Here is a 15,414-nt window from a genome sequence, read left to right on the forward strand (position 1 = left end):
ATCTAGATAGCGAAAGAGATTTGCTATATTGCAATTAAGCGTCAATAGCTCACTTAGTTAAGTGTTTGTTTAAAACGACCTGTTTATAACCACTTGCCATATTTCTGGTAAATGGCTATTTGCTTGAGTTAACTGAATGCAAAGCTTTTGATAATGAGTGTTTTATAATAAAAAGGAAGCGATTATGAGTTTATTAGGGAATTTAGTGAGCCAAGTTGCCCGCAGTGCTATGGATCCAGAAGATGTACAGCGCAATCCGGTCAACCAACGTATCAATCCACGCCGTACCGGCGGATTAGGGGATATTTTGGGCGGCGTATTGGGCAGTGGTAATCAGCCGAGTGGCTACAATCCGCAGCAGTATGAACGCCGCGCTGATAATGGCTTTGGTCTAGACGATATCATTGGCGGGCTCACAGGCGCCAACCAACGCGGTGGTATGAGCTCAGGTGCTGGTGGACTTGGCGATATTTTAGGTAGCGTATTGGGTGGTCAGGCGACTGGCAGTCGAACCTCTAGAAGTGGCTTTGGCGGTAAAGGTATGCTGATTGCTGCGCTTATGCCTATGGTGCTCAGTTGGATTAAACGTAATGGTGGTTTAAGTGGCGCTTTATCAAAAATCACCGGTATGGGCTATGACAATCAAGCGCGTTCTTGGATGAGCAATCAAGAAGTCAATGATAATCTGGACCCTAATGAAATTACCCGTTTATTTGATGAAAGTGAAATCCAGCAGGTAGCCGCACATACTGGCGCAAATGAGATGGAAGTACGTCAAGGTCTCGCTGAGCTGTTGCCTGAAGTGATGAATCAATTAACGCCCAATGGCAATTTGGATAATGAACCTGAAGCCAACGAAGAGATTGATCAAATTATGAATCAATTATCGAGCCGCTTAGGGACGTTGAAATAATTGAGCACTTTGAAATTCAGTATGATTAAACGTCAAATTTAGCCAAAATATCATAAAAAAGGAGCGCTCTTAATAAAGTGCTCCTTTTTTATGATCAATGGTTTAGCGCTATTATTAATAACTTATCTCCGTATATTTATGCTGTATGCTAAATAAATATGTTAAAAATACCCCACTCTCAACTTATTTTTCTAAGGTATTGGTTTACTTAGTTTTTAAAATTTCAGTTAAAACAATTAAAATTTTAAATTCTATAAAAATCAAAAGCCTACGATAAGTTGAGATTGGCGTTAAAAATGGTCAATAATAGAAAAATGCTGATATAAATCTTATAAGATGTTCATATGACCCATGTGTTTTTCTTATCGCAGTTACTATTGCGATAGCATTTCATATGACATGACTGTGTGATTTTATAAGCATTGATAAGGATATATTTCTCATGCCATTTAAACCTATCCAAGCAGCGATTGCCATTGTAGTTGGTTTAATCATTTGGTTTGTTATTCCGGTACCAAACGGGGTCACACCCGAAGCGTGGCATATGCTGGCTTTGTTTATCGCTACTATTGTCGCCATCATTGGTAAGGTGTTACCCATTGGCGCGATTGCCATTATTGCCGTTACCTTGGTGGCGCTTACTGGGGTGACCAATGAGAGTCCAAAAGAAGCCATCGCTGATGCTTTATCAAGCTACTCAAGTCCTCTGATTTGGCTGATTGGTATTGCCGTGATGATATCGCGTGGCTTGATAAAAACGGGTTTAGGTCGACGTATCGCGTATTATTTTATTTCTATTTTTGGCAAAAAGACGATCGGGGTTGCGTATTCTTTAACTGCCGCAGAGTTGATGATATCACCTATCACGCCATCTAATACCGCTCGAGGCGGCGGTATTATTCACCCAATTATGAGATCAATTGCGCAAAGCTTTCATTCTACGCCAGAAGAGGGCACCCAAAATAAAATTGGCCGCTACTTAGCAATGGTCAATTACCATGCAAATCCGATTACGTCCGGTATGTTTATTACCGCCACTGCGCCAAATCCATTGGTGGTAGATTTGGTCAATAAGGCAACGGGTAGTGAGATTCAGCTGTCATGGACGACGTGGGCGGTGGCGATGTTTATACCAGGGATGTTATGTTTATTATTAATGCCACTGGTGATTTATCTGATTTATCCACCCGATGTTAAGGTAACGCCTGATGCGAAGAAATTTGCCAAAGACAATCTGACCGAGATGGGTCAGGTAAGCTTGCAAGAAAAAATCATGCTGGGCGTCTTTGCGCTGATGCTGATATTGTGGGCGAATATCCCAGCGCTAATTTTTGGTGAACAGTTAAGCGTTGACGCCACTACCACCGCGTTTATTGGCTTGACGACCTTGATATTGACGGGCGTCTTAACTTGGGATGATGTACTCAAAGAAAAATCGGCATGGGATACGATTATCTGGTTTGGTGCTCTGATTATGATGGCGTCATACCTTAACAAACTCGGTCTTATCAGCTGGTTCTCTGATAATATCGAATCAATGATTGGCATGATAGGAGTCGGTTGGGTCGGCGCTGTGGTTATTTTGACTTTGGTCTATCTCTATATTCACTATTTCTTTGCCAGTACCACCGCGCATATTACCGCGCTGTTTGCCGCTTTTTATGCTGTCGGGTTAAGCTTAGGTGCACCGCCGATGTTATATGCGCTCATTTTAGCGGCGGCCGGTAATATCATGATGACGCTTACCCATTATGCAACGGGTACTGCGCCCGTTATTTTTAACTCAGGCTATGTGACATTAGGAGAATGGTGGAGTATTGGCGCCATTATGAGTGTGGTAAATCTGGTCGTATGGATCGGCGCTGGTTTGATTTGGTGGAAGCTGCTTGGTTATTATTAATGATTAATGGTTAAATGAACTAAAAACGCTCATCCAATGTCTCCAAGGTATAGTTGAGCGCCTCAAAGCAGATATCGGTATTAAAGCCGCGATATTGTAAAAAACGTAGCTGACGTGCTTTATCTTTTTGTTCGGTCGGTATGTCATCGCCGTATTTTTTGGTACGTGCGCTGACTGCCAGTTTTAGCCAGTCAATGCCTTCAACTAAATTATCGGCGCTGTCGTCTATAAACTCACTAAATTCTTCCGATTCGGCATTCGCCATATCGATAAGCTCGTCGATATTACCGGGCATGGCAATTTTTTTACGATAAAACTCCTGCTTAATACGCCCGCGTCCGCGCCCTTTGCGGATATTTTCCCGAATAAGCATCAGGGTAGTACGATAATCACTTTGATAACCTTTTTCTTCAAACTCATCGAGCAGGGCATCGATTTTTTCTGGGGCTTGCTCTTTATCAAGCAGTTTTTGCTTGAGCTCAGCCTTGCCGTATTCACGGCGCGATAAATAATAAAATGCCAACCAACGTAAGCGGCTTTCGGCTTTAATGGCATCAATATCCGCTTGGCGTTGTTCAGGGGTACGCAAATACGCTTTAAGCGCCGCGGGTAGGTTGTCGGCTGTGCTATAGGCTTCAGCATCACTATCATGGTTATGGCTTGCCGTTAGCGTAGAGGAATAACTCGAGCTTTCTAGATTGTGCCCCGTGTTAGTCTCAAGGTCCTCATGGTTTTTATGACCGTGAATATCTTGCTTAACCTCAGCGAGCATCTCTTTGATACTTTGCGCTTCTGGGGGCTGATAAGCAGGCACATCACTAGGCTCAGGGCTAAAGTTAGCCGCTGGATGAAAACGCTTTTTACGTTTCTTGGATCTAGTAGGGTTTTTGCTAGTAGAAGAGTAAGCGTCAGCTGATTCTACCTCGAGGCCAGAGTCGTCAGATAACGAATAATCTTCACGAGAGTAGGTTGAGTGCTTGCGCGTCTTAGCCGTTTTTTTTGGCTTGTCTTGATAGGAGTGCTGAGAATGCTTGACAGATTCAGAAGATTTGACAGTTTTTTTTGCTTTGATAGTAGGACTACTCGCTGAATCGGCGTCCGATTCAGCAAGTATTTCAGCCAAGGTTTTAATTTTCATAACAAGTCATGATCATTGATAACGGTGAATAATGAAGCCGCTATTGTACAGGTTCAGAAGCAAGTTCTTCATTGGCTTCGTCAGTATCTGTGGCTTTAGCTTGTTTTTTTGTCCCAAGCTTTTCATCACGAATTTTAGCTTCGATTTCTTGTGCAATCGCGGGATTTTCTTTTAAGAACAACACAGAATTGGCTTTACCTTGACCGATTTTTTCATCGCCATAGCTATACCAAGAGCCAGCTTTGCCAACTGCGCCAATCTCAACACCCAAGTCAATCACTTCGGCTAAATGGTTGGTACCTTCACCATAAGTAATCTCAAACTCGGCTTGGCGGAAAGGCGGTGCCATTTTATTTTTGATGACTTTAACACGGGTTTGGTTACCGATGATTTCATCACCATTTTTAACCGCACCGATACGGCGGATATCCATACGTACCGAGGCATAAAACTTAAGCGCGTTACCACCAGTCGTGGTCTCAGGGCTACCGAACATCACACCAATTTTCATACGGATTTGGTTAATAAACACCACCATACAATTTGAGCGTTTGGCATTACCAGTAATTTTACGTAGCGCTTGGCTCATTAGACGTGCTTGCAGACCCATGTGTGAGTCGCCCATCTCGCCTTCAATCTCCGCGCGCGGCGTCAATGCAGCGACCGAGTCAATGACAATCATATCAACCGCCCCAGAACGCACTAGCATGTCGGTGATTTCAAGTGCTTGCTCACCATTGTCAGGCTGAGAGAGCAGTAGGTCATCAGTGTTCACGCCAAGCTTGCGCGCATAAACTGGATCTAGCGCATGCTCAGCATCGATAAAGGCGCAGACACCGCCTTGCTTTTGGCATTCCGCAATTGCTTGCAGCGTCATGGTTGTTTTACCCGAGCTTTCTGGGCCGTAAATCTCAACGATACGACCTTTTGGTAGGCCGCCAATACCAAGCGCAATATCCAGCCCCAACGAGCCCGTTGAGACCACATCCACATCAAGAATGGCAGAGTCATCACCTAAATGCATGATGGTGTTTTTACCGAACTGCTTTTCGATTTGACCAAGGGCTGCTTTGAGGGCTTTGGCTTTATTTTCGTCCATATAGGACTCCTTGTTATTAATAATAAGTGTAAATAATAAGTATGGGTAATAAACGTACTGACTATTTAGAACTACTCGTCACAAACCACTTGCTCAATGGAATAGCTTACAGGCTCAGTCGTCAGTAAGGGATGTTTTCAAGCAAAGTTGAAGTGGCTGGAAATATTAGGTTTCAGACGGTGATATCGAATATATCACCCTACTATACAGTAAAATTCAATAATGAGAAAAGCAAAAAAAAGTTCATAATTTTTGCTAGTAAATAAGCGTAATAATGTCAGTAATCTTAGTTAGCACGTGCTTTTCACGTAATTTTTAAGCCACCCTGTTTTATATCACTGTTGATTAGATAAGGCAATTATAACAAAATCCAAGGCCAATATTGAGGGTGCTGAGAGGCTAAACGACAGTGAGTGTCGTATGATGTTCTATTAAAATATTCCTAAAACAGGCTTGTTTTAACTTTCAGTTTTGAACTTGATGACAGGGTCATTTGTCAATAGATTTATGAGTTGTCCACAATAAAAAAGGTGTTTTTATTGAGCGCTTGTGAAACATGCATAACAGTTAAATTAATTTAAAAAATATTAAAAATATATTACTTTGCTTTCAAATACCATGTAAGTAATTGATTTTAAACGTTTTTAAAATTGTACAAAAAATGAACGATTTTACCTAACCCTTTAAGCTACCTAGGGAAATACTTGTCAAGTGGCGACTTATACACAGGGTTATCCACAGCTTATGGGGAGAACTCACGAAACCCTTATCCTATCAATGTTTGCGCAGATATGAAATATTGTATGCAAGCCAAATATAGGCTATTTCTGTTTTTGCAACTTTAAATTTAGTCATAAAATTGCTGTCTAATGTCTATGTTTCACATATTGCTTGCGGGTATCTAGTGGATATAGAGCAAGCACTTAAAGGCTTTAACGATTTAAAAGTAGCTAGCACAACGAGCGAAGCCTTATATATCAACAGATAAAGTAGGGCAGGAGAGATATTCAGCCACAAAAAAGCGGCTAAGTACTTTATCAGTATCTTAGCCGCTATAGGGCAATATCGCTACGGTAGTGCCATCGGGATTAGTCTTTAATATAGATTAAATCCCAAACACCATGTCCGCGCTCTAAACCGCGGCGCTCAAACTTGGTCATTGGACGAAAGTCAGGACGGTCGGTGAAATTACCTGCGCCTGCTTGATTGGTCAGCCCTGCAAAACCATCCAACACTTCAACCATCCAAAAGGCATAATGCTCCCAGTCAGTCGCAGTATGGAACCAGCCGCCTTGCTTTAAGCTGCGGGTGACAATCGCCATGCGCTCAGGACTGACAAAGCGGCGTTTATAATGGCGCTTTTTTTGCCATGGGTCAGGGAAGTAGAGCTGGATACGATCAATATGATTTTCTGGTAGCTGTTTCAGCAATTGGATAGCATCACCGTTAATGATTTTAACGTTGGTTAAACCTTGCGTGCCTGCCATATAAGCGCATTTACCGATACCTGGCTCATGAACTTCGACACCAACGAAATTGCGCGTTGGCTCAGCAGCGGCCATCTCGATAAATGAATCACCCAAGCCAAAACCAATCTCTACCGTAAGCGGCGCGTCACTGCCGTTAGGGCTATCTGCAAATAGCACTCGCAAATCGTTAATGCCTTCAAGATTGCCATCACCGAAACTGTTATTGACTAAGTAATGCGCAAACTCTGGCGCAGTCAGTGCCAGCTCGGCATTCTTATTCATATGCGTACGGCGTTTCATAAAGGTATTAACGATACGAATATGTTTGTCCGTTTCAGGCTCGTTTTGGCTGCTAGCATCGGCATCAATGCTAATGGCAGTAACAGTTGTAGCCTGAGCTTCAGGGTTCATAGGGTTAGTGCTATTAGGGTTTTGCTCATCAGTAGTATTAGCACCATTGATGTTGTCATTGATATCAGGATGTTGACTCATAGGATTAACAAGGCTTAATTAGGTGGGTAAAGTTGCTTCATTATAAGTGAAATCGTGACCACTGTGAACGGACAATCCAATTTTAGTAAGTTTGTAAGTTTGCCATATATTTTATGTATCGCTACAGTTTCTCTAAATTATACAAGGCTATAGACGGATTTTCTCGATACAGATTGCATATATATGGGTTTTCTATCACTGGCTTTTGGCGTTATCATATAACAATCCTTGATATCCTATTTTTGAGAATCTATAGAGCAGACTGCCATGTTATTTATCGAGACGGATTCGCCGCCACCATTTTATCAAGAGCAGCTCACACCTGAAAAGCGTCAGCAGCTGGATAAATGGTTTATCAGTCAGCGTAGCCAGTCATATTATCTTAAGCGCTTTGAGGAGTTTGATAAGCAGGGATATCTGTCGCCAAAATGGCATTGGGCGGCGTTTTTTGTCACTTTTCCTTGGCTGCTATATCGTAAGCGTTATATGGATGCGATTGTTTATAGCGTCGCCGGTTGGTCGTTTATTCAGCTTAACGTCGCACTGGTGTTGGTGGCGTTTGAATTTGTCGCGATGCCTTATATTGCCGATGCTTATCAGATGGCCATACGTATCGCTATTGCGGCGCTGATTTGGCTGTTTTGGTCAGTTATGGTTGCACGCTGGACGGACGCTTATTATTACCGTATGGCAAGGCGCGAGATTGCTGATGCTATCAATGATTATCCGCGTGATGAGGCGGCGCAAAAAGCGCACTTGCAAAAAGAAGGTGGGGTCAGCTTATTTGGCTTGGGATTGGGCTTTGGCTTTTTTGCCTTTGCTTTAATGGTAATAAAGGTGCAGTTTTTGCCCATTGTTGCCAAGCCCAAAGAAAACGAAGTGTTGTTTGATGCTTACGATACCGCTAAAACAGCGCAAAATCGTGTGGCGTTGGCGTTGGCGTATCGGCAAACGGGGCAGTGTCCTAGCAATCTTCCTCTAGACATGGGTACAGAGCAGGTACATATCGCTATCGACAGCAAAGCTGCTGGCGTGCCAACAACGGATTGCGCGGTCATAGCTACCATCCAGAACGTTAAGTTTCCGATTCGCTACCTAAATAATCAAACGCTGGTTTTTTATCATGTGCCCGATAGCGATAATTGGAACTGTATGACCTCACTCAATAAAAGGCAAGCGCCTAAAGGTTGTAATGAGAACTAAAGGTTTTTGACACTTAGGGTTTTTGACACTTAGCGTTTAGAGTCAGTAGCGAGATCGTCTTTCTCATCGACCGGTATTGCTTGGCTCTTTAGGGCGTCATAAAAATCGGTCAAATCCATTTTACGGGCTTTATCGATATCTTCATCAAATAGACTTTCAAGCTCGGCCATCGCTGACTGTGCCGATTCAATTAAGCTGGCTTCATCACCATAAATTGCTTGCTGACGTTCAATCAAATCATCATCATAATCACGGAAGGTTTGTACGGTTTCGCGCGCCTTTTCTGGTGAGATACCGAGTAGCTGTAATGATTCCCGCGACATATCTAAAGACGATAAATAGGTCTCCCGCCAAATATGACGCACACCGACTTCACGCAGGCGATAATAGTGCTGGCGGTCACGGGCGCGTGCTAAGACAATCATATCAGGATAGTTTTTACGCAAATATTGGGCGGTAGTGATAGAACGCTCTAAATCATCGATGGCGAGAATAAAGACGCGCGCTTTTTTAATGCCGGCAGCGCGTAGTATCTCGGGATTTTTTGGATCGCCATAATAGACTTGGTTACCAAACTTACGCACGAAATCGACGCGATTTGCCGAGCGTTCAATAGCGGTAAATTCGATATTATGCATACGCAGCACACGACCAATAATCTGACCAACGCGCCCAAAACCGGCAATAATCACCTCATGCTCATGATCAGGAATGGCATCGTACTCGCGGCTTGGTTTGCTTTTAGCAAATATTGGCTCACCGATTTTTTCTAAGAGTAAAAATGCCAGTGGTGTCAGTGCCATAGAAATGGTGACGATAAGATTTAAAGTATTGGCAAGCTCAGGACGCAACACATTTTGCGCCGTTGCGACACTAAATAAGACAAAGGCAAACTCACCACCTTGAGCAAGGGTCACGCCCAAGCGGATGCTGGTCGGCCAGCGATTGCCTGATATTTTGGCAATGGCAGTAATAACACCAAACTTAATCACCATTAATGCCATGGCACAGCCGATGATAAAAACAGGCTTTGCTAAGATGAGTTTGACATCAGTTAGCATACCGACCGACATAAAAAACAGCCCTAGCAGCAGCCCTTTAAAAGGCTCGATACTGGCTTCTAACTCGTGACGATACTCAGAATCTGCCAGCAATACGCCGGTTAAAAACGCCCCCAATGCCATCGATAGACCGATTTGTCCCATTAAAATAGACACGCCCATGACAATAAATAAAGCGACTGCGGTTAAAAGTTCTGAAGCACCACTGGATGCCACAAATTTAAAGAAAGGTCGAATGATATAACGGCTGGCAAAGATAAGTCCGGCAAAAACGGCAAATACTTTACCAAAATAAATCAAATCGTAGCTTTGCTCGCGCACCCCTGATAAAAACGGAATAACGGCTAATAAAGGGATAACAGCAATATCTTGGAATAATAAAATGGTAAAGGCTTCACGGCCATGGGTACTTGAAAGCTGCTGTTTTTCTGTCAGTATTTGTAGGACAAAGGCAGTCGATGATAGGGCGAGACCAAATCCGACAATAAAAGCGGTATCGAGCGGCAAGGCAAAAAACTGATGTAACAGCCACATTAATAGCGTGCCAGTCAAACCGACTTGTAAGCCACCAAGGACAAAAATCGAACGCCGTAGCGCCCATAATCGTGAAGGCTGCAGCTCAAGGCCGATGATAAACAGCAGCATGACCACGCCAAACTCAGAAAAGTGCAACAAGCTTTCCGCATCGCCTGCAACATCTAAACCACTGGGGCCTAATATCAATCCTGTGATGAGATAACCTAAGACCGTCGCGATGCCAAAACGTTTACCAAGGGGTACAAAGAGCAGGGCTGCTCCCAAGAAAATAGTAGCTTGTAACATTAAATTTGGTGAGCCGGCGGCGGCAGCGAGCATCTGGAATCCTTAGCAGTAACGATAAAATAAGCAGTACAACAGGGTAGATCAATAATCAAAAATTTTGAACATCGTTTATTTCTTACGATAAATCTTCCATACGCCATTATCTGCCAGCGGATTACTATAAGCATCGTTACGGCGCTTACGCGGTGTCTGGCGGCTATCGACAATTTTAAAATCGGGCAGGGCATGAACGATAAGCCCTGTTCGATAAAAGCGTACGCGCTCAGGCTCTAGCATCTCGCCTTTGTTATCACGGCAAAATACATACGCGCGCAAATCAATAAATTCACGATGCGCCACCAAACGCGCCTCATCATCATTATCAAATACGGCGCTCATACGCGCAATTTCATCAGCGCTGTAATCGCCACATTTATCAGTAAGCGCACCGACCGACCCAAAGCTTTTGGATTCTTTGGCACGGGTCTTGGTCAGATGTAGTCTTTGCACATGGTAGATAAATTGCGGTATCTCAAGGCTGGCTGGTAGCGGCAGATAATCAGGCGGTAGGTTGGCCGCCGGATAAAACGCCATCGCACGCTCAAGCAGATTATGCCAACGCTGCTGATAGGCTTGGACTTCGGCTAAATTGCCTTCATAAATCGGCATATCACGAATTTGACGCAAAATGTCAGGCGGAAACTGCTCATCTCGAAAGCTGGCAATATCTTCTTGCAGCGTTGATAGCAATGCTTTGGCATGCTTTTTACCCTCGCTTGAGATAGGGTCATCAATATAGCTAGGAGCAACGAAAGGAGCTGAGCGTCTCGACATGGCAAAAGGTCATCAATTGGTTATGAATAAGGGTTTTAAGCCTTAAGTATACAGAATTTATAGGAAAAATATGGCGGCGCGGCCAAATTTTCCATTATTTTTAACATGCTCTTACAATGATAAAAATCTGCCTGATATAAGCTGATTTGCAATAAAGGTCTTTTATTTATCTTTTTTAAGCCACTTTTTAGGCGCTTTTTTATGAATCATCATTCACCTCCTTCGTCCATATATGATAACTGGCGTGGCTTATTAGAAACCTTTGGCAAAATAATTTTAAGGATTATCGGTGCAGGACTGGCGCTGCTATTTGGGTTTTGGTTAATAATGGCATCCAATATGGGACCGGCTTATCTGCCACACCTCATGAACGGTGCGCTAGATTTTTGGATTCGCATGATATTGTTAGGGTTGGGGCTAAGTATTTGGCTAATAACAGCGCTGTGGATAATTTGGCTGATGCTGCGTTATTGCCAGCACTTTATAAAAAAATATCAATTAAAACGTCGCTCATAACTGACAACCAGATAGGCGACGTCTTAATTGATAATTATATGATTTAATATTTAATGTCTTATGTTTAATGGTTGTGACCAATATGATTATTGGTATCAGTCGCCTGCTGTGAGATATCGCAAACTAACGCATCGCTATGCGTCTTGGTTTGCGGATGCGCTAAGCTTTCAACTTGAATGGTCGCATGGTGAATATTAAGCTCAAGGAGGCTTTGCTCTAAACTGGTAATCAGGATACTGGATTCATAAATACTCATTTCGCCATCGACGACCACGTGACACGATAGGGCGTTGAGACCGCTGGTGATACTCCAAACATGCAGGTCATGGACTTGTCGTACTTGCGGGTGGGCAAGTAATTTGTCTTCGACCTCAACTAGCGATATACCTTCTGGCGTCCCTTCCATCAGGATATGGACCGAATCACGGACGACGCGGTAACCACTAAACAAAATCAATATGGCGACAATCACCGAGGCCGCCGCATCCGCCCAAATCCAGCCAAAGCTCATCATCAAAAGCGCGGCAACGATAGCGGCAACCGAACCCATTAAGTCACTTAATACATGCAAATAAGCACTTTGCATATTCAGATTGACCGGTGCTTTACCCGCATTTTTTCCTTGACTGTCCTCATTACTGCCTGCATGACTGTGACCATGCGCATCTGTGCCCCGACTGCCACGGTGCATCAGCCAAGCGACCAAAATGTTGACCAACATACCAATGGTAGCAACGATAAGCATGCCTTGGGTCGCAATCTCAGGTGGCGAATTAAAGCGTTTAATCGCCTCATAAAAAATCATGATGGCAATAATAACCAGCGTCGCACCATTAACTGTCGCCACTAAAATCTCAAAGCGTTTATAACCAAAGGTCTTTTGATGGGTGGCTGCTTTTTCACCAATTTTAAATGCCATCAATGTCGCGCCAAGGGCCACCGCGTCACTGAGCATATGACCAGCATCAGACAGCAGCGCCAAACTACCAGTAAGCCAGCCGCCGATGGCTTCGACAAACATATAGGCAGTAATAATGATAAAACTAAATAGCAAGGTACGCTGATAGCCTTTGGTATCGCGTGGTGCAACCGTCTGTTCTAGGTGTTCATCGTGGTCGTGATTGTCTTGATTATCGTCAGTATAACTGTCTTTAGTATAATGACCTTCTGCATCCTTTTGGCCGTGCTTATGGTTATCAGCCGCAGCATTCTCATGAGAATGGTCATTTTTTTCAGATTTTGGGTGATTTTGATTCATAACAACACTCAGGATGATAGAAGGTAAAATTTGATTGCTTATAAAGCTTTGATTGCTTATAACGCTGGGCCTTGCTGTGCTCAAACCAGACAGATATAAAGAATTTAGCACATTTAATAAATGCTTGCTGTATCTAGGCGGAAAACGATGAATTGCCTATTTTGAAAAGCGTTGGTTAGTGACAGCAAGCTATATAGTCAGCTCCATATAAAGAAGATACAGTAAAACTGGAATGAGTTTTTTGTAGCCTCTGTCGGCGTAGGGACAGCAAGCTAGAAAAATTTGTACCAGTTTCACGTTGTCAGATAACGTATCCATTTTATTTAGTACCGACTATAGCGTGATAATTCTAGTTAAAGAACCATGCTAAGAAATTGGATATTACCAGCCAACAGGGTCAATATCCAAGGTCAGCTTCAGATATTTGGCGCTTGGCAGGGCAAGTACAGGTTGCCACCAGTGATGTAATACCCGATGTAATTGCTGTCTGTCTTTGCCTAACAGCAGTAACTGCACGTGGTAGCGACTGTTCTTTTTACTCATTGGCGCATCGATAGGACCGAGGACGGCAAGATTATGCCCATTTGGCAAAATAGCAATCGCATCTTTAAGCGCTTGCGTCGTGGCGGCAAGGGTTTTGCCTTCACAGCGTATTAGGGCAGCGTGGCTATGCGGCGGCAAGCCCATCATTCTACGCTCTTGCAGTAGCTCACGTGCGAATGATAAATAACCATCTTTTACCAGTTTTAATAACAGCTCGTTATCGGGCTGCAGCGTTTGAATCAATACGCGCCCCGATTTATCACCGCGACCGGCACGCCCTGCGACCTGAATCATGAGTTGTGCAGTATGTTCCGGCGAGCGAAAGTCGGCGGATAAAAAGCCACGATCAGCATTGGGCAAACAAACAAGCGTAACATTGGGGAAATGATGACCTTTGGCGACCATTTGCGTACCGACTAAGATGGCAGGCTTGCCCTCATTGATACGCTGATAGATATTTTCCCAGCTGTCTTTACGTCTGGTGGTATCGCGATCGATTTGGATAATAGGGTAAAGCTCTTTACTGGTTTGCGGATTGGCAAAAATCGCATGCAAGTTTTCGCTGAGCCTTGTAGTGCCCATTCCTTTGGCATCCAAATTTTGACTGCCACAATCAGGGCAAACCGTTGGAATATAGGCTTGCCAATCACAATGGTGGCACTTTAAATATGAGCTGCTTGAATAGGAATTAGATGGCGATTGGCTATTATAATGAACGGTTAAATGGGCATCACAGCGTGGACAGTCTGCTTGCCAACCGCAAGCTTCGCATAGCAAAACTGGCGCATAGCCGCGACGATTTAGAAATATTAAAACTTGATCGCCAGCCTCTAGTGTTTGCCGTATTGCGCCAATCAGCGCATCGGTCAGCCCCGTATCATAGCGTGCGCCTTCGTCCGTCGTTTGTTGATGGGTACTTTGCAGGCGCGCATCAATCAGCTGCATGCTGGCAAGCTTGGCATTACCAGGGCGAGTTTGCAATTGACACTCTACCAGCTTACCGTCATCGACCAGTTTTAGATGCTCAAGAGAAGGGGTGGCGGTACCAAGGACGACGGGGATATTGGCTTGTAGTCCGCGATAAAGCGCGACGTCGGCGGCATGATAGCGCAGCGTATCTTGCTGCTTATAAGAGCCATCATGGGCTTCATCAACCACAATTAAGCCCAGATCGGCAAAGGGATAGAGCACCGCTGAGCGCGTTCCAATGATAATTTGCGCATGACCGGTACGGCAATCTTGCCAACCTTGCAGGCGATGGGTATTGTTCATACCCGAATGCAATAAGACAATATGAGCGGCAAAGCGACTGGCAAAGCGCGCGCGCGTCTGCGGCGTGAGTCCAATCTCTGGTACTAATATCAATACCTGCTTGCCGGCTTCTAAGACCGCTTGCATCGCTTGCAAGTAGACTTCGGTCTTGCCACTGCCGGTGATACCATTTAACAAAAATCCCGTATAGCGATTAGCTTTATGAGCAGCAATAATCGCGGTAACGGCAAGCTGTTGCTCTTCATTAAGGGCAAGCGGCATGGTTGCTAATTTAACAGGAGCAGGTGCTTGTTTATTCTGAATATAACGCTCGATAAGGCCTTTTTCTTCTAGCGCTTTTAAGAAACTGCGCTGCATCCCTTCTAAGAGCAGAATATCCTCGCTAGCGCCGTGCTCACCATGTAATTTAAGCATCTCAAATTGTTGCTTTTGCTTTTTTGCATTGGCGCGAAAATCGTCGTCGCCTACATGCGGCAAAATTCGCCAATGGGTAATCAATAAATCTAGCGGCTTACCTTGCCGCACGAGGGTTGGCAACATCACCGCTAAGACATCACCGAGCGGATAGTGATAATAACGCGCCAGCCAATGCGCCAGCTTTAGCATATTGTTATCTAAAATTGGCTCAGCATCTAAGCATTTATTAATAGGTTTAAGCTTATTGAGGGGTACGTCGCTATCCGCTGCAGCAATATGAGCAATGACGATACCGATTAAGGTTTGACGACCAAAGGATACTTCGACACGGCTACCAATAGGCGGTATATGAGCTGAAGTGCTATGCGGCAACGCGCTGCTATCTGCTGGCAAGCTGTAGTCAAACACCCGATAAAGGGGCACGGGTAGCGCAACTTGTAGCAACATAAAAGGGCTTCGCAGTCTTATCAGGTGAATAGGGATTAGGAAGACAGGTTA

11 protein-coding genes are annotated in these 15,414 nt (G+C 44.1%); 4 read left to right on the forward strand and 7 right to left on the reverse strand.

Annotated elements, in window-relative coordinates; translation table 11 throughout:
• The first annotated feature begins 184 nt into the window (after positions 1–184).
• Both QJS82_RS01425 and QJS82_RS01430 read left to right on the forward strand, forming a co-directional pair.
• Positions 185–913 carry a YidB family protein gene (locus tag QJS82_RS01425; protein WP_281490978.1) on the forward strand — a complete coding sequence of 243 codons (729 nt, stop codon included), beginning with the start codon at positions 185–187 and terminating at the stop codon, positions 911–913.
• Positions 914–1,355: 442 nt separating this feature from the next.
• Positions 1,356–2,813 carry an anion permease gene (locus QJS82_RS01430; protein WP_281490979.1) on the forward strand — a complete coding sequence of 486 codons (1,458 nt, stop codon included), beginning with the start codon at positions 1,356–1,358 and terminating at the stop codon, positions 2,811–2,813.
• A 19-nt stretch (positions 2,814–2,832) separates the two neighbouring features.
• On the opposite strand, the gene QJS82_RS01435 is transcribed toward QJS82_RS01430, so the two are convergent.
• The 3 genes from QJS82_RS01435 to trmB all read right to left on the reverse strand — a co-directional run bounded on the left by QJS82_RS01435 (position 2,833) and on the right by trmB (position 7,011).
• Positions 2,833–3,951 carry a regulatory protein RecX gene (locus QJS82_RS01435; RefSeq protein ID WP_281490980.1) on the reverse strand — a complete coding sequence of 373 codons (1,119 nt, stop codon included), beginning with the start codon at positions 3,949–3,951 and terminating at the stop codon, positions 2,833–2,835.
• Between the two features lie 40 nt (positions 3,952–3,991).
• On the reverse strand, positions 3,992–5,050 hold the full coding sequence (gene recA / locus QJS82_RS01440; RefSeq protein ID WP_201628223.1) for a recombinase RecA: 1,059 nt from the start codon (positions 5,048–5,050) through the stop codon (positions 3,992–3,994).
• A gap of 1,088 nt (positions 5,051–6,138) precedes the next feature.
• Positions 6,139–7,011, reverse strand: coding sequence for a tRNA (guanosine(46)-N7)-methyltransferase TrmB (trmB, locus tag QJS82_RS01445; protein WP_281490981.1), 873 nt, complete (start codon positions 7,009–7,011; stop codon positions 6,139–6,141).
• 267 nt (positions 7,012–7,278) lie between these two features.
• On the opposite strand from trmB, the gene QJS82_RS01450 reads away from it, so the two are divergent.
• The gene (locus QJS82_RS01450; protein WP_281490982.1) at positions 7,279–8,214 is read left to right on the forward strand and encodes a DUF2628 domain-containing protein; all 936 of its coding nucleotides are present in this window, start codon (positions 7,279–7,281) and stop codon (positions 8,212–8,214) included.
• Between the two features lie 29 nt (positions 8,215–8,243).
• On the opposite strand, the gene QJS82_RS01455 is transcribed toward QJS82_RS01450, so the two are convergent.
• Complete coding sequence (locus QJS82_RS01455; RefSeq protein WP_281490983.1) at positions 8,244–10,130, reverse strand: monovalent cation:proton antiporter-2 (CPA2) family protein; 1,887 nt, start codon at positions 10,128–10,130, stop codon at positions 8,244–8,246.
• Between the two features lie 75 nt (positions 10,131–10,205).
• Positions 10,206–10,910 carry a hypothetical protein gene (locus tag QJS82_RS01460; RefSeq protein ID WP_201625218.1) on the reverse strand — a complete coding sequence of 235 codons (705 nt, stop codon included), beginning with the start codon at positions 10,908–10,910 and terminating at the stop codon, positions 10,206–10,208.
• Between the two features lie 201 nt (positions 10,911–11,111).
• On the opposite strand from QJS82_RS01460, the gene QJS82_RS01465 reads away from it, so the two are divergent.
• A complete protein-coding gene (locus tag QJS82_RS01465; protein ID WP_281490984.1) occupies positions 11,112–11,426 on the forward strand; it encodes a hypothetical protein in 315 nt (104 codons plus the stop codon).
• Between the two features lie 64 nt (positions 11,427–11,490).
• Here the strand turns inward: QJS82_RS01465 and QJS82_RS01470 are convergent, their stop codons facing one another.
• Together QJS82_RS01470 and QJS82_RS01475 are read right to left on the reverse strand one after the other, a co-directional pair.
• Entirely contained in the window at positions 11,491–12,684 is a 1,194-nt protein-coding gene (locus QJS82_RS01470) for a cation diffusion facilitator family transporter (RefSeq protein ID WP_281490985.1), read from the reverse strand.
• A 381-nt stretch (positions 12,685–13,065) separates the two neighbouring features.
• Positions 13,066–15,363, reverse strand: coding sequence for a primosomal protein N' (locus QJS82_RS01475; protein ID WP_281490986.1), 2,298 nt, complete (start codon positions 15,361–15,363; stop codon positions 13,066–13,068).
• Positions 15,364–15,414 lie beyond the last annotated feature (51 nt).

Source organism: Psychrobacter maritimus (assembly GCF_029953575.1).
Taxonomy (GTDB): domain Bacteria; phylum Pseudomonadota; class Gammaproteobacteria; order Pseudomonadales; family Moraxellaceae; genus Psychrobacter; species Psychrobacter maritimus.